Source organism: Aeromonas sp. SG16 (assembly GCF_024436135.1).
Lineage (GTDB): Bacteria > Pseudomonadota > Gammaproteobacteria > Enterobacterales > Aeromonadaceae > Aeromonas > Aeromonas jandaei.
The window spans coordinates 1,325,419-1,342,195 of the sequence record NZ_JANFNW010000001.1 but is presented as its reverse complement, the minus strand read 5'-3'; the positions used below and the strand labels follow the sequence as shown (position 1 = coordinate 1,342,195).

General features: G+C 55.7%; 22 protein-coding genes and 1 pseudogene. 7 read left to right on the top strand and 16 right to left on the bottom strand.

Translation table 11 applies throughout. The features are described from left to right. Window positions 1-334: 334 nt before the first annotated feature. The gene (locus NOM67_RS06055) at window positions 335-967 is read right to left on the bottom strand and encodes a DUF4145 domain-containing protein (protein ID WP_255934670.1); all 633 of its coding nucleotides are present in this window, start codon (window positions 965-967) and stop codon (window positions 335-337) included. A 241-nt stretch (window positions 968-1,208) separates the two neighbouring features. On the opposite strand from NOM67_RS06055, the gene umuD reads away from it, so the two are divergent. Then, complete coding sequence (gene umuD, locus NOM67_RS06050) at window positions 1,209-1,631, top strand: translesion error-prone DNA polymerase V autoproteolytic subunit (protein WP_255934668.1); 423 nt, start codon at window positions 1,209-1,211, stop codon at window positions 1,629-1,631. After that, window positions 1,628-2,905: a translesion error-prone DNA polymerase V subunit UmuC gene (gene umuC / locus NOM67_RS06045; protein WP_255934666.1), complete on the top strand. Its 1,278-nt coding sequence runs from the start codon at window positions 1,628-1,630 to the stop codon at window positions 2,903-2,905. Before umuD ends, umuC begins: the two co-directional genes overlap by 4 nt. A 12-nt stretch (window positions 2,906-2,917) precedes the next feature. On the opposite strand, the gene NOM67_RS06040 is transcribed toward umuC, so the two are convergent. The 11 genes and pseudogenes from NOM67_RS06040 to NOM67_RS05990 form a co-directional block, all read right to left on the bottom strand. Next, window positions 2,918-3,253 (bottom strand): hypothetical protein, encoded by a 336-nt coding sequence (locus tag NOM67_RS06040; RefSeq protein ID WP_255934653.1) that lies wholly within the window; start codon window positions 3,251-3,253, stop codon window positions 2,918-2,920. Between the two features lie 146 nt (window positions 3,254-3,399). Continuing rightward, entirely contained in the window at window positions 3,400-5,739 is a 2,340-nt protein-coding gene (locus NOM67_RS06035) for a replication endonuclease (RefSeq protein WP_255934651.1), read from the bottom strand. Window positions 5,740-5,742: 3 nt separating this feature from the next. Beyond that, the gene (locus NOM67_RS06030) at window positions 5,743-5,988 is read right to left on the bottom strand and encodes a hypothetical protein (protein ID WP_255934649.1); all 246 of its coding nucleotides are present in this window, start codon (window positions 5,986-5,988) and stop codon (window positions 5,743-5,745) included. Beyond that, window positions 5,985-6,434 carry a hypothetical protein gene (locus tag NOM67_RS06025; protein ID WP_255934647.1) on the bottom strand — a complete coding sequence of 150 codons (450 nt, stop codon included), beginning with the start codon at window positions 6,432-6,434 and terminating at the stop codon, window positions 5,985-5,987. The genes NOM67_RS06030 and NOM67_RS06025 overlap by 4 nt, the downstream gene beginning before the upstream one ends. Continuing rightward, window positions 6,431-6,622 carry a hypothetical protein gene (locus NOM67_RS06020; protein ID WP_255934645.1) on the bottom strand — a complete coding sequence of 64 codons (192 nt, stop codon included), beginning with the start codon at window positions 6,620-6,622 and terminating at the stop codon, window positions 6,431-6,433. The genes NOM67_RS06025 and NOM67_RS06020 overlap by 4 nt, the downstream gene beginning before the upstream one ends. Then, window positions 6,619-6,879, bottom strand: coding sequence for a DNA-binding transcriptional regulator (locus NOM67_RS06015; RefSeq protein WP_255934643.1), 261 nt, complete (start codon window positions 6,877-6,879; stop codon window positions 6,619-6,621). The genes NOM67_RS06020 and NOM67_RS06015 overlap by 4 nt, the downstream gene beginning before the upstream one ends. Window positions 6,880-6,881: 2 nt before the next feature. Then, window positions 6,882-7,070: a hypothetical protein gene (locus NOM67_RS06010; protein ID WP_041213699.1), complete on the bottom strand. Its 189-nt coding sequence runs from the start codon at window positions 7,068-7,070 to the stop codon at window positions 6,882-6,884. Between the two features lie 65 nt (window positions 7,071-7,135). Further along, a complete protein-coding gene (locus NOM67_RS06005; RefSeq protein WP_255934631.1) occupies window positions 7,136-7,594 on the bottom strand; it encodes a hypothetical protein in 459 nt (152 codons plus the stop codon). A gap of 10 nt (window positions 7,595-7,604) precedes the next feature. Then, window positions 7,605-8,082, bottom strand: a pseudogene (locus NOM67_RS06000) (phage regulatory CII family protein). Then, window positions 8,075-8,344: a regulator gene (locus NOM67_RS05995; protein WP_075111819.1), complete on the bottom strand. Its 270-nt coding sequence runs from the start codon at window positions 8,342-8,344 to the stop codon at window positions 8,075-8,077. Before NOM67_RS05995 ends, NOM67_RS06000 begins: the two are co-directional and overlap by 8 nt. A 21-nt stretch (window positions 8,345-8,365) precedes the next feature. Next, on the bottom strand, window positions 8,366-8,554 hold the full coding sequence (locus NOM67_RS05990; protein WP_255934624.1) for a Cro/CI family transcriptional regulator: 189 nt from the start codon (window positions 8,552-8,554) through the stop codon (window positions 8,366-8,368). Window positions 8,555-8,672: 118 nt separating this feature from the next. On the opposite strand from NOM67_RS05990, the gene NOM67_RS05985 reads away from it, so the two are divergent. From NOM67_RS05985 to NOM67_RS05965, 5 genes are all read left to right on the top strand, one after another. Next, on the top strand, window positions 8,673-9,371 hold the full coding sequence (locus tag NOM67_RS05985; RefSeq protein ID WP_255934621.1) for a LexA family transcriptional regulator: 699 nt from the start codon (window positions 8,673-8,675) through the stop codon (window positions 9,369-9,371). Window positions 9,372-9,431: 60 nt separating this feature from the next. After that, window positions 9,432-9,848 carry a hypothetical protein gene (locus NOM67_RS05980; protein WP_255934618.1) on the top strand — a complete coding sequence of 139 codons (417 nt, stop codon included), beginning with the start codon at window positions 9,432-9,434 and terminating at the stop codon, window positions 9,846-9,848. Window positions 9,849-9,873: 25 nt separating this feature from the next. Further along, a complete protein-coding gene (locus NOM67_RS05975; RefSeq protein ID WP_255934615.1) occupies window positions 9,874-10,905 on the top strand; it encodes a putative phage abortive infection protein in 1,032 nt (343 codons plus the stop codon). A 102-nt stretch (window positions 10,906-11,007) separates the two neighbouring features. Continuing rightward, the gene (locus NOM67_RS05970; protein WP_255934613.1) at window positions 11,008-12,063 is read left to right on the top strand and encodes a site-specific integrase; all 1,056 of its coding nucleotides are present in this window, start codon (window positions 11,008-11,010) and stop codon (window positions 12,061-12,063) included. A 172-nt stretch (window positions 12,064-12,235) separates the two neighbouring features. Then, on the top strand, window positions 12,236-13,135 hold the full coding sequence (locus NOM67_RS05965) for a hypothetical protein (RefSeq protein ID WP_255934611.1): 900 nt from the start codon (window positions 12,236-12,238) through the stop codon (window positions 13,133-13,135). A 280-nt stretch (window positions 13,136-13,415) separates the two neighbouring features. Here NOM67_RS05965 and NOM67_RS05960 read toward each other — a convergent pair whose 3' ends face one another. The 4 genes from NOM67_RS05960 to NOM67_RS05945 all read right to left on the bottom strand — a co-directional run bounded on the left by NOM67_RS05960 (window position 13,416) and on the right by NOM67_RS05945 (window position 16,655). Further along, window positions 13,416-13,589, bottom strand: a complete 174-nt coding sequence (locus tag NOM67_RS05960) for a hypothetical protein (RefSeq protein ID WP_156853445.1) — start codon at window positions 13,587-13,589, stop codon at window positions 13,416-13,418. 94 nt (window positions 13,590-13,683) lie between these two features. After that, window positions 13,684-15,216, bottom strand: coding sequence for a tripartite tricarboxylate transporter permease (locus tag NOM67_RS05955; protein ID WP_043849443.1), 1,533 nt, complete (start codon window positions 15,214-15,216; stop codon window positions 13,684-13,686). A 9-nt stretch (window positions 15,217-15,225) separates the two neighbouring features. Next, on the bottom strand, window positions 15,226-15,657 hold the full coding sequence (locus NOM67_RS05950; RefSeq protein WP_156853446.1) for a tripartite tricarboxylate transporter TctB family protein: 432 nt from the start codon (window positions 15,655-15,657) through the stop codon (window positions 15,226-15,228). 11 nt (window positions 15,658-15,668) lie between these two features. Continuing rightward, a complete protein-coding gene (locus NOM67_RS05945) occupies window positions 15,669-16,655 on the bottom strand; it encodes a tripartite tricarboxylate transporter substrate binding protein (RefSeq protein WP_255934601.1) in 987 nt (328 codons plus the stop codon). Between the last annotated feature and the right edge of the window lie 122 nt (window positions 16,656-16,777).

Here is a 16,777-nt window from a genome sequence, read left to right as displayed (position 1 = left end):
TTTGGTGGCGGTCAGTGTTAGCCATGGTTGGGGATAGCGGTAAACTGGATGTCATGGAAGCGGGTGTTGTTCATGGCTTGGATTCCTTTGCTTTGAAGGTAATCGCCACCATCGATACCAATCCCGGCAACGGATTTTGCCGTTGCCCGCGCAGTATCGCGCAACACAGCGCGACCAGTAACACCCAATCGATCCCAATTGAGTCCGTATGAGCCACAATCACCCCGCCCAGCAGCACAACACCGCCGGCAGGGTAACGGTTCTACACAGGGAAGGGGACGTTAGTTTCGGCAGGAAACATACACAGGGCGCCGAAGGCGCCCTTGGTCATTGGCTACTTGGCTGCATCGCGCTTCTCAATAGCATCACGCGCACCTTGGGGTAACTGATCGAACATGGCATTGATTTCATTTGGCCTTGTTATGAGTTCAGCAACTAAGAAGTTAATCATCTTGAACATCATGTGTGCGATTTCTGGGGTGTCCTCTATGTTTAACTCCCCAGGGTGGGCTGCGTTATTGCCAGCTACTCGACAGATATCCAATGCCCTCTGGACCTCGGTAGAAACTCCTTTGGCCACGATGAACTTGATATCGTCATTGATATTCTTGCCTACTGCTCCGAAATGGACCATCAGCTTCTGAAGGCACAACCGTAACAGGGCAGCAGCCCCCCGAGGTGAGCGGCCAACGATATCCCTCGCTTCTTCATACTCGGCTTGGCAATCCTCAGGCAAGTCATGGTGCATCGGTTCCGCTTGGCTTGCATTGGGTATTATCAAGCGCTCGTTATACCAGAATGACCATTTAGTGCAGTGAGAGCATTTAGAACCCTTAAAGTTTGTATTGACCCATGCTTGGTGGGTATCGATCAGTATCGGGTGCCAAGACTGGGCTGCATAGACGTTGCAATGAGGGCAGTGGAATTTAGTCTCTTCAAAGGTTGGCGGATAGTATTGAGATTTCATAAGTCCATTCCGGGGGATTGGGGCGACAGCATTGCATCTCAGACGAAATGCCAAGGCTCATTTGTAGTTTGCTGATGGTCAGTTATCGTTTCGTCATTGTCCACACGACTCCCCATACAATTTGATCCACAGCACGTTGGCTCTCTTGCATCACAAAGGGTGGAGCCAAACGCCGAACGGTGATCCTCTCTGGGCTGCTTGCTATACTGTGTATTTATACAGTAAAACAGAGATTGCCAGCATGTTTGCTCAACCCACTCCCGATGCTCCCTTGTTGGAGCAGCCCCTGTTCCTCTCCCCGGTGGCCTGCGGCTTTCCGTCGCCGGCGCAGGACTACACCGAGCAGACCATCGACCTCAATCAGCTGTGCGTTGCCCACCCGGCGGCCACCTACTTCGTGCGGGCGGCCGGTGACAGCATGGTCGACCACGGGATCCGCGATGGCGACCTGCTGGTCGTCGACCGCAGCCGCAAGGCTAGGCACGGCAGCGTGGTGGTCGCCGCTGTCGATGGCGAGTTCACGGTGAAGGAGCTGCAGCTTGAGCCCACCGTCGCCTTGCTCCCTGGCAACCCTGCCTATCGGCCCATCCATTTCAGTGAGGGGCAGGAGCTGGAAATCTTCGGGGTAGTGGCCTTTGTCGTGCACCAGGTGGATAACCCATGAACAAGCGCTGCGCCGTCGCACTAGTCGACGTGAACAACTTCTACGCCAGTTGTGAGCGGCTGTTTCGCCCCGACTTGAAGGGGCGGCCCATCGTGGTGCTCTCCAACAACGATGGCTGCGTGGTGGCCCGCTCAGCAGAGGCCAAGGCGCTCGGCATCAAGATGGGGATTCCCTATTTCAAGATCCGCCAATTCTTTGAGGCCATGGGCGGGGTCTGGTTCTCCAGCAACTACCCCCTCTATGGCGACATGTCGAACCGGGTGATGACCATTCTGGAGGGGATGGCGCCGGCGGTGGAGGTCTACAGCATCGACGAGGCCTTCATTGAGTTGAGCGAGTACTGGGCGGGCGACTTGGTGGCCTATGGCCGCCAAATCCGCGAGCGGGTGCAGCAGTGGACGGGGCTGATCGTGGGGGTCGGCATCGGCCCCACTAAGACGCTCGCCAAGCTCGCCAACTACGCCGCCAAGAAGTGGCCCGCCACCGGTGGCGTGGTCGATCTTCGGGATGAAGAGCGGCGCGCTCGGCTCATGGCGATCACTCCGGTGGACGAGATATGCGGTATTGGCCGACGGCTCACAGCCAAGCTGGAGGCCCAGGGCATCAAGACCGTGGCCGACCTGGTCGCTGCCGATCCCAAGGCACTGCGGCGCTGCTATGGCGTGGTGGTCGAGCGCACGGTGCAGGAGCTGATGGGGCTCCCCTGCGCCGAGTTGGAACAAGAAGCCCAGACCAAGCAGCAGATAATTTGCTCGCGCTCTTTCGGCGAGCGCATCACCCAGATCGAGCCCATGCGCCAGGCGTTGGCCGGCTACATGGAGCGGGCCGCTGAGAAGTTGCGTGGGGAGAGGATGTGCTGCCGGCACGTGACCCTGTTCATTCGCACCAGCCCGTTCAGCGACCGAGAGCCCTATTACGGCAACCAGGTAAGCACCAAGTTGGCGATGCCCACCCATGACACCAGGGCGCTGCTGGCCCTGATCCCCGAGCTGCTCCCCCGCATCTGGCGCGACGAACAGCGTTACCAGAAAGGTGGCGTGATGCTGGCCGACTTCACCCCCGCCAGCATGCAGCAGGGTGACCTGTTCGCCGCACAGCAGCAATCCCCACGCAGCGAGGCGCTGATGCAGGTCATCGACAAGATCAACCAGGGGAGGTTGGGGAAGGTCTACTTCGCGGCCCGCGGCCGTGACACCCGGGAGTGGATGATGAAGCGGGAGCAGTTAAGCCCCCGCTATACCACCGCGATCGACGAGCTGCCGGTGGTGAAGTGATATTGTGACAAATCAGAACATGCGATCGATCTGTTTGCCATAACTAACAATCACCCACCCTGTGGCCAGGAAGGTGAGCCACGTGACGAACCCAATGACTGTTTCTGGCACCATGGCCTGAATAAGTGGCCATTGGTCGAACAAACCAGGTGGTGTTGGCAGGTTAGCTTTGCCATCTGTGATAGAAAGGATACGGCTAAATGCTCGTTCAAGACGGTGCTCGAACATAAGAGATCTCACTCCAAGCAATAACGCTGCAGAAGAGACCATCATCAGGATGCCACCGAAAAACTTCATGACTTCCGGTTCCATAATTAGTGAAGCAAAAAAGTCTTTCAGGCGTTCCATCTGATTGATTTCCTATAAAGCTCCGTTTGGAGAAGTTTATACCTGATTGGCAGGTCACTTCATCAAAAGAAATACAAGCCGCAACTGAAATCCTCGGTTGGCTGAGAGCTCCCTCTCTTCTTTAAAATCCCACTGCCGCTCATGCTTTACTCAACGCCCAGGCGCGCCCGCGCCTTGGCAATTTCTGCGCCGTGGCGCTGGTTGTCGGCTTGCATGCTCGCGACGCGGGCCTGCTCCTGTTCGGTGGGCTGATAGCGCCCGCGATCCTCTTCGTCATCCACCAAGCGGGTGATGGTGGCGATCGCCTCATCGGCCTGTTGCAGCGGCAGGCTGGCCAGCCAGTCGGTGACGCTGCCGCCGGAGTGCATCAGCTCGCGGGCCTGCTGTTTCAGCTCGCTGCTGCTGGCGGCGCGGTTGCGGGCCAGTTCGGCCTCGACCTCTGCGGTCAGCTGGTCGGCCACGGCATCGCCTGCACCTGGCCAGTTGCGGGTCACAATCAGCCGATCGCCGACCAGTCGCACATATTGGCCGTCGGCGTTGATGATGCAGCCGTGCTGCAGCAGGCTGGCGTTGCTCTCATTAAGGCCCATACGAATCAGCTCTTTAGCCAGAGCGGATCCTTTAACCCCTGATTTGAATCCTTCCGTACAGTTATTGTCAGAGCTCCAAGGTGCCGGGCTGTCGCCCGTCTTAACCCCAACCCCCCTCGCTGCAGCCTCGGCGGCTTTCCTGGCTTCATGGGTGCCGGTGGGTACAATTTCCCACCCTTGCAGGCGGGTCTTGATGCCAAGGCGAGCGGAGGTAATGCCCATCAGGCGCTTGATGTCTTCGCCATAGCTGTTGGCTTGCTCCTCAATGAGGTGGGCCAGCTTGATGGGGTGTTCGGCACGGGTGGCCAGTGCGCCGCCCATGGCGTGCAGATAGCAGCGAAAGATGCCGTTATCTGCAGCAAAGCGGGCCGCCTCAAAGCGCGGGTCTTGCAGCACGGGCTTCGGCGGGCCCACCAGTTCGGCATGCTTCTTGGCATTGCTGATGCGGCGCAGCTCGCGCCATACCCCGACCGGGGCGCCCCCGATCTGCTGGAAGGTGCGAATGCCCCACCAACTGGCCCAGGCCACGGCATGCAGGGCGCCTTCATCGGCGGCGGTACCCGCCTCTTCGTCATCGTCCAGATAGGCGCCGTCGATGTTCTTGGCAATGTATTTGGCGATATAGCCCGCGGCATCCCCCTTGGCCGGGTCTATCTCTTTCCAGTCAAAGCGGGGAGTAAAGTCGGTAAAGGGTGGGGCGCCCTTGATATCCCGTACCAGCTCCTCGTGGTCATCGGTCAGGGCATAGCGTTGCAGGATGCCGATAACCCGGTTGCGATCTTCCGGGCGCATAAATAGCAGCAGATGCCAGTGCGGGGTGCCGTCGTGGTGAGCCTCGCACACGCGAAATCCATAAATGGGGGCGTTCCACCGTTTGAGGGCGGCTCTGGCGCGGCTCCATAGCTTGGCCAGATAGGCGCAGGTCTCCCGCGGCGTGGCCCCTTGATATCGCTTGTTCTCTACCGCTTTGCCGTTGTGCTTTTGTGTCCAGGCATGAAAGCGGCTCGGGGCTGTCCAGGTGAAGAAGACCCCCACATGACCCTGCTCCTCGGCATAGTCATTGAACCCCCGAGCGCGCACCATCATTTCGTTGCGGCGGTTCACCGGATTGGCGTTGCTGGCCTCCCAGCAATCCTTCATCGACACGACCAGGTCATACTGCTCGTTGACCACTTCCGACTCGGCCAGCCAGCGCATCATGGCCCGCTTGCGTTCGCGCACCACCTTCATGGTGGCGTTCGATACATAAGCCGACACGCCCTTGCGTACCTTGCCGAGCAGAATGTTGATCTGCTCCTGCAGCCGATCCCAGCAGCGGTTGACTCGCTTCTCCCACCACTTGGCAGAGAGCAGGCGCACCAGCACGCTCAGGATCCAGTTATCCCGCACCTCGTCGGATTTGAACTTGGGCATCTTGCCGATAAAGCCCCATTGATCGGCTGGTTGGCGCATCAGCTCCCAGGTCTGCAGCAGATCCGGCTCGGCGCCCTCTTTGATGTCCTGTTCGATGTTCTTGTAAATGGCTGCGGTCTGGTTGGCAAACTGGTGGGCCACCTTCTTGCGGCCGTCTTCATCGCGCATCTCCCTCGGGTTGACCGGAATGGAGTGGAGCAGCTGGCGTACCCAGCGGGTTCGCTCACGCAGCCAGATATTGGCTGCCCGGCAATGGGTGAAGCTGCAATCCTTGCGGCGTCGTGCGTACTGCTTGAACAGATCGCGGGTTAACTCGTGGGAGAGGCCATCGAGCAACTGGATGGCCCACAGCAGATCGTATTGGCCGCGTGGACCGCCGAAAACGGCGTCAAAGTTGACGCTGGGCAGAGAGTTGGAAAGGGTGTTGACGCGCTGCAGCTGTGCTTTTCTCGACAGCGGCAGCCGGGTGGTGAGCTTGGTCATGCGTTAAGCGGATAACGTCTTGATGCGAAACAGGCATCCACTGATGCGTTGCTCTGCATGGGTTTTCATTCGCCGAGCGGCCGCGCACTGGCGCAGCAACAGCCTGATGCTGACGCGGGGGCGGGCAGGTAGCCGGCGCGCATGGGCCAGCTCCCGTTGATAAAGACGCAGCCGCGCTGCGTCCTCCCGATAGGCCTCTTGCCAGCGATACATAAGGCTGGTCAGTTCTTGCTGCAGGTGATTGGTCACTTGATCACCTCACCTTGCCCATGCAGTGGCGCGCACTCCTGCCACCACTCGCCGATCTCTTTGGCCAGCGCGGTTTCGCCCTGGCCCAGTGCCAGCCAATAGACCGAACGCACCGCACCGAGCGCCAGCAGCTCCCGGGTGATATCCCGATCTCCTCTGGCCTCACCGCCGGCGGCGATAAACTCGGCGCGGGCTGACAGCCAGTGGGTGGTCAGCTGGTTGTGTGCGGGGAGTGCGGCCGCCTCTTCATCGTCCTCGTCGCCGTCATCATCGAGCAGATCAGCCGGGTTGCTGGTCGCAACCAACTGCAGCTGGATGTATTGCTGGCCGGAGTAAACCCCGCCCAGGGCGATGCGGTTATCTTCGGCATTCACGGCAAACATATCAGCCAGCAGCCCCTCGACCACCTTGGGCGCCTGGCGGGCAATCTTGATGATGTCACTCATTGGCAGGCCCTCCGGTTCAAAACGAAGAACAGCAGATGCCAGCGCTGATATAGCTTGGCTTGATCTCTGAACTGTTTACCCTCACTGCCACTTTTGTGAGCCGAGGCTCCTTCTGCCAGGCGTAGTGGAAGGTCGGCGATATCATCCAGAGCATCTAGCTCGGATACGGGGTGGAAGATTTTGCTCATGCCTGCACCTCCGGCGTGGCAATACCGGTCAGCAGCCAATCGACGTGGCGCTTCAGCTCGGAGTGGTTGGCGATCAGCAGGAACAGGCCACCACCGATCTCGCGGTATCCCAGCTCGTAGTTCTTGAGCGTTGTGGGCGGAATGCCGAGCAGGGCGGCAAACTTGGGACGGCTCAGCCTCAACTGTTCCCGCAACTGGCGCAGGCGCTTGGCGGCATGGTGGTTGAGCAGATTGATTTGGGTCGGTTGTGCGTTCATGGTCAGGCTCCTTGTTGAGTGGTGCAGGGGTTGATGCGGCTGAACAGAGAAGCCCAAGCCAGTGCGGTTGACCGCTCGATAAGCGCAACCCCGTCCGGGTGTTGGCTAAGACGGGCGCCATAACGGCCCGTCAGCTTGCGTTGTTGGATGCGAAGGTTGCGCAGGGCGCAGGGGATCGCTAGAGTTGCCATGTCGACTTCCTCATACGTTGTTGATAAGGCCCGCTTGGAGTTGCAGCTCCGTAATGCGGGCTTTTTTATTGCCCAATGGGTCGTGGGCCTTGCCCGGTCATCTGGCTTGCTGCCAGCACTGCGCGTTTCATGCGCAGCTTTGCTGCTCTCTCTTTCTTCTCTCTTTCGATATCTCCGATGGGTCTGGTCTTTGGTGCCGGGTGCCATTCCCTGCGGTCACAGCCACCACGAAATTCGCTTTGATATTCCAGTGCGATCACGGCAAGGCGGATTGCCTCGCGCTGTGCATATGGAAGCGATGACAGGGTTGCGGTTATCAGTTCACTCCGTGACTGGCGGGCGATGGCGCAAATCGCAGCTTTCTTGGCGGAGCTGAGCGCCAGCCAGTCGGTATCGAGACTGGAGCGATACTTGCCGAGAATCTCACGCAGGTTTAAGAAGCCTGCTGTGTTGATGGCTGCCTGTTGCATTGGGGTCAGACCAGCCAAATTGATTTGCTCATAGTCGATGTGCTTGGTTTGCATGGGTTCCCCTTTACATGGTCATGGTTTGCATCAGGATGTCTGACGCACAGGCCAGGGTCGGCACCGCTTGAAAGCGGGCCTCAATGTCGTGGATCAGGATGGCGAGTGACCCCATGGCCGAGGTGGCCACGCTCACCAGGGTGTTGCGCTCAGAGCGGGTGATCCGGCCACGGTCTGTCAGCTCCAGCGCCCGCTGGCCAATGCTGGCGATCTTGGCGTTCAGATCGATGGCCTGGTGGGGTAGGGAAGGGGCCCGATCAGCCTTGGGAATAACCATCGAACAGGGTCTCATCCCCCTCGGTGGCGTGATAAATGGCCACCAGTTCTCGGGCGGTGAGTTGGTGCGGTTGTGCCGGGTTCAGCTTGTTGCGCAGTACCTGCTCACCAATACCTGCAGCACGGGCAACCTCGGCCAATGAATGGCTGGCGGCAAAGCGCGAGCATGCAGAGTCAAAGTGATGATGTTTGCTGCAAGTTTGCTCAAACATGGCTTTCATCCCTCTGCTTGCGCGACACTCTAGGGCGGCGGACAGGTGCCGGTGCAGGTTCCAGACCCGGCTGATTCATGGCCTGCTGGGTGTAGAGCACCAGGTTGATCAGCACTTTTTCAGAGCGGCCCTGCTTGGGCATGATGGGGATACGTCCGGCCCGTACGTAGTTCTCGATCGTGCGCTGGGTCAGGCCGCTACGCTCGGAGAAGTTCTCGACCGTACAAACCGGGGTGTCTATGTGGATAGGGGCTATGATCATGAGTGCCTCCTGTTGCTTAAGTTACGCTCTTCCTTGCGCAGTTTGAGTCTGTTCGGCTTTCAATTTGCCGCCAGTCAGTACTTCGATTTGGTAGGCTCGGCCCTTCGGGATTTGTTCAGCCCACTTGCTGACAGCTACATGTGAAATTCCCAGTGCTTTCGCGGTTGCTGTTACCGTGCCGAAGTGCTCTATCACTTCAGATTTTTGCATTACTTACCTCTCTCTCCGTTCCATAAGTGTCGGCATGAGATGAATGTAACTTAAGGGTCGATTTGAGATCAAGCGGTTTCGTTGCTTTAGTTACGGTGCGGGGTGGTAACTTAGGTTTATGGAAACTATCAATGACCGGATATCTGCACGCAGACGCGCGCAGAAAATGAGCCAAGACGAACTTGCTAAGCGAATCGGGATTACCCGCGTTTCAATCAGTAAGTGGGAATCTGGCCTGAACCAGCCTAAAGGCCGTTATCTGAACGATTTGGCCGAAGCGCTGGGGGTAACTGTTGACTGGCTTTTGACAGGGAGTGGGGATACACCTGAGCTAGCTGAAGAACAGCCTATTCCTGGTTATCACAACGTCGAACCGGCGGTAATGCTGCCTGGCAAACGGATCCCGATACTAAGCTATGTCCAAGCGGGCAACTGGCGGGAGATGTGCGAGCAGGCCACTACCTTCGATGGCAACGTTGAGTTCGTATCTGCAAGCGGCGAGATCGGCCCGTTTGGCTTCGGTCTTTGGTTGCGTGGCGACTCCATGTTGCCGCAGTTCAAAGAGGGAGATTTGATCATCGTTGACCCCGATGAAGCGCCGCAACCCGGGGACTACGTTGTCGCCAAGAACGGTAGCAACGAGGCTACTTTCAAAAAGTACCGGCCCCGCGGTATCGACGAGAACGGGCAAGAGGTGTTTGAACTGGTCCCTCTCAACGACGATTACCCCACCATGCACTCCGATCGGCAGTACATCCAGATCATCGGCGTGATGGTTGAGCACAGAATATTCAGAAAAAGACAAACAGGGCGCTGATGCGCCCCTGTTATTTACTCAAAAAAGATATCCCTTTTCTTATCCATCAAGGAGATAGATGTGATTAAGAAGTTTGCACATTCATTATTGTATTTTTCGTTAGTTTTAGGTGTCTCGATGTCGCTCCCAGCGGGATACACACCTATTTCAATGGCTCAAGCTGAGGCATGGTATGAGGGCGGTACACTCCATCAAGCCAATGCTCTGCAATGGCAAAAAGCCAGTGATGCTGACAAGCTCGCTACCTGCTCCGATCTCGTTGCTGCAATCTACAAAAACAAATCATTTAAACCTGAACTACAGCAGGCTATTAAAAGTGTTGATGACTTAAGACCTTTGGCTGAAGAATTAGTTAAGGCTCTTAATGATTCCTTCAAGGAAGACCCTGACACAAAAAATAATGAAAAGATATTCACGAATCAGAAAGTTCCAGACACTGCGGTAATGCTGATGATGTTAATGGGATGGCTTAATTAATCTAGGTAGTTATAATGAGGATGAGATGTCTAATAAAAATAATCCTGATAATGGAAGTTTAAAGGGTTGGTGCTTTATAATTTTCGTGTTGGTATTTGTCTTGGTATTGTGGTCAATATACCCAATATGGAGCTATTGGTTTAAAAATATATTCTATAATGCTAGGTTTGTTGAAATGGGAGTGTTTGGGGATTCTTTTGGTGCATTAAACACACTTTTCTCAGCGTTTGCTTTTATTGGCATCATTGCTTCTATTTTTTTTCAGTCTCAGGAGTTGGAGTTAAATAGAGAGGAATTAAAGAGAACAAGGGCGGAATTTGAAACACAAGGAGAACAATTTAAACAACAAACAATGGCTCTTAACAAGCAGGTCTTTGAGAACACTTTTTTCCAGTTAGTTGTCATGAGCAATAAAGTAAAAGACTCTATAGTTAATGGGCATGACTTCAAGAAAGCATATGAAACATTCATTAGTAGAGAATATAGGACGCAATCTGGGAATAGTAGGCTGGATGAGATTGAACTGTACTTGAAACTTCATAATGAGTTTGCTGGTTCCTTGGGGTTATATTATAGAAATGTATATCAAATTCTGAAGTTTATAGATGAAAGCTCTAACATTTCGTCACAAGACAAAAAATCGTATTCAAATTATTTAAGAGCTCAGTTGTCTCAATATGAACTTTATTTTTTATTTTATAATTGTCTAAGTGAACTTGGTAATGAAAAGTTTAAGCCCTATATTGAAAAATATGAATTTTTAGAGCACTTGTCTAAAACTTTGTGGATACCATTTGGGTATATCGATAAGTACAATGTCACCGTATTTGGAACATCAAATACAAATTTTCTGGAACAATATTTTGATGCGCTGACAAAAGAATGGTGGAAAAAATTCTGGGAATCAGGTGAAAAAGGTATGATATGTGTTAGGGACAGAAATGGAAATTTATATAAGATTGAGTCAAAAGAAGAGTATTATAATATTAGAAAGAGAGTGAAAAATGGTGAAGCCATTATATCAGATGTGATCCATAATTCATTCCAAGTTGAGTAACAAGGTGCCTGATTAATCAAAACATATGTTTCAGTCTAAACCAAACACTGCCAGTTATCATCTGGCGCTGTATATAATTACAGTGTTTTGATGGAGGAAACAATGGCAGTACGAAAACAGACGTCCGGCAAGTGGTTGGCCGAGATCTACCCGGATGGGCGGCCGAGCAAGGCAAACCCCAACGCACCACGGATCCGCAAGTTGTTTGCTACCAAGGGGGAGGCACTGGCGTTCGAGCGTTTTGTGCTGAACCCTGATAAGGGCAAGCCTTGGCTGGAAGGGCAGGGGGAGCCGAGCGATGGTAGGCGGCTGTCCGACCTGGTGGAACTCTGGTTTGGTCGCCATGGCCAGAGCCTGCGTGATGGCGAGTCCCGCAAGTCCAAGCTGCTGACTGTGTGCCACGCTCTCGGTGATCCGCTGGCAGTCAACTTCACCGCTCGCGACTTTGCCGCTTACCGTGAAGCACGCCTTTCGGGGGACATTACCGACCGACGCGCCATCAACCAGGAAAAGCAGGGCGTCACACCCAATACGGTGAACCGCGAACATGCCTACCTGCGAGCGGTCTTCAACGAACTGAAAAGGCTAGGGGAGTGGCAGGGGGAAAACCCCCTCGATGGTCTGCGGGCCTACAAGGTGGCCGAGGCCGAACTCGCCTTTCTCTATCCTGACGAACTCAAACGTCTGCTGGCCGCTTGCGCCGAGAGTCAAAACCCTGATCTGCTGTTGGTGGTTAAACTCTGCCTGGCCACCGGCGCACGCTGGTCTGAGGTGGAAGAATTAACTCAGTCTCAGGTATCCCCCAACCGCATTACTTTCACTCGTACCAAGAGCAAGAAAAGCCGCAGCGTGCCTATCAGTCCCGAGCTCTATGCCCAGTTGCCCAGAAAGCGGGGCCGTCTGTTTGGTGACTGCTATCGCGCTTTCGAAATGGTGGTCGAACGGGCAGGGCTGGAACTGCCACCCGGGCAGAATACCCACGTTCTGCGCCATACCTTCGCCAGCCACTTTATGATGAACGGCGGCAACATCCTGGTGCTGCAGAAGATCTTGGGCCACTCCACCATCGCCATGACCATGCGCTATGCTCACTTCGCACCAGATCACCTGGAAGATGCTGTAAGGTTGAACCCATTGGCTATGCTCAGCTCAAAATGATGTCATCTCTTAAATAAATTCTTTTATATCAGCACGTTGTCTCACCCTGTATTACAGGGTGTTGACTTCCCTGTATTACAGGGTAATCTATCTCCCTGTAATACAGGGTATTGGTGCTCTGTGTGAAACAGGCTTGGGCTTGCTTCTTGCCCAATGTGATAGGAGATGATTTATGACGATGATGACTGACGAGCAGCTTCAGCTTTTGGGGGCTACTTTCGGGGCTTATTCAATTGTTACTGAACGGGAAGCTAATGGTGACCGTAGTGTGACTTTGGACTCGGATGAGAGATTTGTTTTGTCGCAAAAACTTGCGCTGACAAGTATCAAACGGCGTGGTGGAGCGATAGATGATGGCTTGTCTGACCGCCATTGGTTTTCTGTCCTTAATCCTCAGAATTTGATGGAGTCGTTTGTACTTGATATACCAATAGTGTATCCAAAAAGTGCTGGAAATGAGCTGCGTTTGTATATGCAAACGACCAGAGGGTATGCGGGAAATACAGGAGATTATTTCATTATTTTCAGTAGGCCACGTGACCAATACCCAACCGTGGGTTTTATCTCGCCTGCATTTTGGGCTCCATTTTGGGACGGTCTAAACCAAGCATCGCAAGTATCGGGATTGATGTCGGTTCTTGCTGCACAAGATAATGAGGATCTTTCATATCAGCAAAATATCATGTCTTCACAAGCTGGAGTCCCTGTTGAGCAGGTTCGTACTGTTTATACGCGAGACCCGCTAATAGCGAAAGCTGCTATCGAGCAGAGTAACTTCACTTGTGAAGTAGAACCACTACATCAAACGTTTCTCTCTCCTGTAACGGGACGAAATTTCATGGAGGCCCATCACCTGATACCGATGTCAGAGCAAACAGCTTTCCAATTTAGCCTGGATCAACTAGGTAACATTGTTTCGTTGTGTCCGTGCTGTCACAGAGCTATTCACTTGGGAGACTCAAGTGTAAGGAGACAGTTGTTGTCGATTCTCTTCAATAAGAGAGAGAACGTTCTTCAACAAATGGGCGTTAACTTTGAGAGGTTGTGTGAATTGTATGGGGTAGGTAGCTGATCACTTTGGTGGTGTTTGGAAGTTGAGGGGCCTATAGTTGTTCGCTGTAGGTCCTCCAACCATAGCCTTCGGAAATCGACAGTCGGATTGCGTTAGAGTGGCGACAGAGTGGCGACAAAATTTTAAATGGGTGGTCATTTTTGGCTGTCATTGGTTCGCTAACTCTTTGATTTTTATGTAAGTGCTTGTTTTCTCATAGGGCTGAATCAGATTTAAAATCTCTCGACGTTCGCGTCGTGCCGGTTCGATTCCGGCCTCGGGCACCATTAAAATCAAAGAGTTACGAAAGGCCGCTAGCAATAGCGGCCTTTTTGTTTTGTCCGAATGTCGCCAATGTGTCCACTGCGCTTTTCGGTTCGGCTGCTCTATTTTTACGAACAGCAATCTGTGCATCCTTTTGCGTGACATCGTCCAGCCTGTTGACGGGCTTTATCTGGTAGCTTTCTTTGGTCATGACCTCTGGCACAACTTTGTGCTGTTAGATGAAATGAGAAGGGCCACCACATGGTGGGGCCCTTCTTGCTTGTGTGTGCAGAACATCCCGGTTGTCAGGAGCTTTGCTCTGCGCTGGTATCTGTGGCGGCCACGACTGGGTTGCGGCGGCGCAGCAGGCGAACCAGCGGGGGTAGGGCGATCACCACGATAGCTAGCACCAACAGAGTCTGGCTGATGCTGCTGCTCCAGAGGATGGCGGTGTCGCCATTGCTGATGGAGAGGGCGCGGCGCAGGTTCTGCTCCAGCATTTCACCCAGCACGAAGCCCAGAATGAGCGGTGACATGGGGAAGTGCATTTTGCGCAGCAGGTAGCCAAAGACCCCGAGGCCCACCATCAGCAGCAGATCGAAGGTGGTGCTGTGCACCGCATAGACTCCCACCGCCGAGACGCTGGCGATGGCGGGCACCAGAAACCAGAGCGGGATGGAGAGCATGCGGGTGAAAATGCCCACCATGGGGATGTTCATCACCAGCAGCATGACGTTGGCCAGCAAGAGGGCGGCGATCAATCCCCACACCACATCGGGTTGTTCGGTGAACATGGTGGGGCCCGGGGTGATGTTGTAGAGGGTCAGCGCCCCCATCATCACCGCCGTGGTGCCCGACCCCGGCACCCCCAGGGTGAGCATGGGGATAAAGGAGCCGCAGGCTGACGCGTTGTTGGCCGCCTCTGGCGCTGCCACACCGCGAATGTCCCCTTCGCCGAATTTGGCATTGGGCCCCGCCAGCCGCTTCTCGCTCATGTAGGTGATGGCGCTGGCAATGGTGGCGCCGGCCCCCGGCAGAATGCCGACGAAAAAGCCGATGGTGGAGGAGCGCAGCATGGTGCCAGTGCAATAGACCAGCTCCTTGAAGTTGAACAGCATCCGTCCGGTGGTGCGCACCAGCTTGCCGCCACCGCTGGTGTGCTCCAGCATCAGCAGGATCTCGCTCACCGAGAAGAGGCCGATCACTACCACGATAAACTGCACCCCGTCCGAGAGGTGCACGCTGTCGAAGGTGAAGCGATAGATGCCGGTATTGGCATCCACCCCGACGGTGGCGAGCCCCAGCCCAATCAGCGCCGCCATAAAGGACTTGAGCGGGTTCTGGCTCATCATGCTGCCGAGGCAGGCGATGGCGAACACCATCAGGGCGAAATACTCAGCCGGGCCGAAGGCGAGCGACCAGCGCGCAAGTGCTGGGGCGAACAGAATGATCCCCCCGATGGCGAGCATGGAGCCGACAAAGGAGCTGACCGCCGAGATGGAGAGGGCCACTCCTGCCTTGCCCTGCTGGGCCATGGGGTAGCCGTCCAGTGCCGTCATGATGGCGGCGGCATCTCCCGGTACGTTGAGCAGGATCGAGGAGATCCGCCCGCCATATTCGCAACCGATATAGACGGTGGCGAGCAGAATGAGCGCCGATTCGGGGGGCAGTTTCAGGGCAAAGGCCAGCGGCAACAGGATGGCGACGCCGTTGATGGGGCCAAGGCCCGGCAGCAGGCCGACCACGGTGCCGACAAAGCAGCCGATGAGGGCAATCACCAGATTCTCCGGGGTGAGTGCCACCGCAAAGCCCTGGGAGAGGTACATCCAGGTATCCATATTGACTCCTTAAGAGAACCAGATGCCGAGGGGCAGGGTGACATCCAGCAGCCGGTCAAAGGCGAAATAGAGCACCAGACCGCCGACGATGCCGGAGAGCAGGGCTGCCTTGGCCGAGGCGCCAAACAGGCGCCCCAGCACAAAGGTGAGCAGGGCGGTAGCCAGCGGAAAGCCCAGCCACTCGAAGCAGGCGCCGTAACCGGCCAGTGCTGCCACCATGATGGCAAGGTGGCGCAGGGTACGCAGCGGCGGCCAGCTGACGGTGTCCGGCTGGCGGCGCAGCAGGAGCAGGGCACAGAGTGCCATCAGGCCGAGGATCCCGAGCGGAAAGGGACGTGGCCCCAGCGGCTCATAGCTGTATTCGCTCTGGTACTGCCAGGCGAGGGAGGCCCCCGCCAGACAGAGCAGCAGCCAGATGGCGGCGAAGATGCGATCGCTCATGGCTGCGGCTCCTATTTGGCCAGACCGAAGGCCTTGGCCTGCTCGCGATATTGCGCCACCTGGGTCTTGACGTAGCTGTCGAGGGCATCCCCGGTCAGGTCAAACTCGAACAGGCCGCGCAGATCCCGCTGCGCTTTGAAGGTATCGGTCTTCACCAGCTGATCGAAGGTCTCTTTCCACCACTGGTATTCGCTGTCACTCACCTTGGGGCCGACATAGAAGCCGCGGATCACCGGCCACTCCAGGTCATAACCCTGCTCTTTGGCGGTAGGAATGGTGGCCAGCTTGCCGGGCAACCGCTCTTTGGCGAACACCGCCAGCACCCGCAGCTTGTCGCCACCGATATAGGGCACCATCTCGCTCAGATCGCCGGAGACCGCCTGCACATGGTTGCCCAGCAGCGCGGTGACCGGCTCGCCGCCCCCTTCAAAGGCGACGTAGCGCATCTTGTGGGGGTCAACTCCGGCCTGTTTGGCCAGCAGCGCCGTCTTCATCCAGTCCTGGCTGCCGATGGAGGCTCCCGCCCCGATGACCACGCTGTTGGGGTCGTTTGCCATGGCGCTCACCAGATCCTTGAGGTTCTGATAGGGGGCATCATGGCGCACCGCGATCATGCCGTAGTCGGTCCCTACCGCCGCCAGCCAGCGCACATCATCCACCCCGTAACGGCCAAATTTCCCCTGTGAGAGGTTGAGCAGGGAGCCGCCGGAGAAGGCGACCACAGTCCCCGCTTCGGCAGGGCGCTGCGCCACGATGGCGTTGTAGGCCACGGCACCGACCCCGCCCGGCATATAGGTGACCCGCATCGGTTTGTCGATGGTGCCGGTCTCCTGCAGGCTCACCTGCAGCAGCTTGCAGGTGAGATCGAAACCACCGCCCGGTTTGGCCGGTGCGATGCATTCGGTACGGCTCGGGGCAGTGGCACTCTCGGCCGCCTGCAGCGGCAGGGCGCCGAGCAGGGTCAGCAGGGCGAGGGCATGACATGTGCGTTGCTTCATGGTTGTGTGCTCCATCTTGTCGTTGTTTTTTCTCGGTGTGACTCCGTCGATGGACGAAGTGATGCGAAATTGTTAAAACAACAACCTTTCATTCACCTTTCAATCGCTGACCAATTGGCGGG

Bases quoted from the DNA above. Each gene is read 5' to 3' on its own strand.
- NOM67_RS06055 (WP_255934670.1), bottom strand. From the start codon at position 967: ATGAAATCTCAATACTATCCGCCAACCTTTGAAGAGACTAAATTCCAC.
- umuD (WP_255934668.1), top strand. From the start codon at position 1,209: ATGTTTGCTCAACCCACTCCCGATGCTCCCTTGTTGGAGCAGCCCCTG.
- umuC (WP_255934666.1), top strand. From the start codon at position 1,628: ATGAACAAGCGCTGCGCCGTCGCACTAGTCGACGTGAACAACTTCTAC.
- NOM67_RS06040 (WP_255934653.1), bottom strand. From the start codon at position 3,253: ATGGAACGCCTGAAAGACTTTTTTGCTTCACTAATTATGGAACCGGAA.
- NOM67_RS06035 (WP_255934651.1), bottom strand. From the start codon at position 5,739: ATGACCAAGCTCACCACCCGGCTGCCGCTGTCGAGAAAAGCACAGCTG.
- NOM67_RS06025 (WP_255934647.1), bottom strand. From the start codon at position 6,434: ATGAGTGACATCATCAAGATTGCCCGCCAGGCGCCCAAGGTGGTCGAG.
- NOM67_RS06020 (WP_255934645.1), bottom strand. From the start codon at position 6,622: ATGAGCAAAATCTTCCACCCCGTATCCGAGCTAGATGCTCTGGATGAT.
- NOM67_RS06015 (WP_255934643.1), bottom strand. From the start codon at position 6,879: ATGAACGCACAACCGACCCAAATCAATCTGCTCAACCACCATGCCGCC.
- NOM67_RS06010 (WP_041213699.1), bottom strand. From the start codon at position 7,070: ATGGCAACTCTAGCGATCCCCTGCGCCCTGCGCAACCTTCGCATCCAA.
- NOM67_RS06005 (WP_255934631.1), bottom strand. From the start codon at position 7,594: ATGCAAACCAAGCACATCGACTATGAGCAAATCAATTTGGCTGGTCTG.
- NOM67_RS05995 (WP_075111819.1), bottom strand. From the start codon at position 8,344: ATGATCATAGCCCCTATCCACATAGACACCCCGGTTTGTACGGTCGAG.
- NOM67_RS05990 (WP_255934624.1), bottom strand. From the start codon at position 8,554: ATGCAAAAATCTGAAGTGATAGAGCACTTCGGCACGGTAACAGCAACC.
- NOM67_RS05985 (WP_255934621.1), top strand. From the start codon at position 8,673: ATGGAAACTATCAATGACCGGATATCTGCACGCAGACGCGCGCAGAAA.
- NOM67_RS05975 (WP_255934615.1), top strand. From the start codon at position 9,874: ATGTCTAATAAAAATAATCCTGATAATGGAAGTTTAAAGGGTTGGTGC.
- NOM67_RS05970 (WP_255934613.1), top strand. From the start codon at position 11,008: ATGGCAGTACGAAAACAGACGTCCGGCAAGTGGTTGGCCGAGATCTAC.
- NOM67_RS05965 (WP_255934611.1), top strand. From the start codon at position 12,236: ATGACGATGATGACTGACGAGCAGCTTCAGCTTTTGGGGGCTACTTTC.
- NOM67_RS05960 (WP_156853445.1), bottom strand. From the start codon at position 13,589: ATGACCAAAGAAAGCTACCAGATAAAGCCCGTCAACAGGCTGGACGAT.
- NOM67_RS05955 (WP_043849443.1), bottom strand. From the start codon at position 15,216: ATGGATACCTGGATGTACCTCTCCCAGGGCTTTGCGGTGGCACTCACC.
- NOM67_RS05950 (WP_156853446.1), bottom strand. From the start codon at position 15,657: ATGAGCGATCGCATCTTCGCCGCCATCTGGCTGCTGCTCTGTCTGGCG.
- NOM67_RS05945 (WP_255934601.1), bottom strand. From the start codon at position 16,655: ATGAAGCAACGCACATGTCATGCCCTCGCCCTGCTGACCCTGCTCGGC.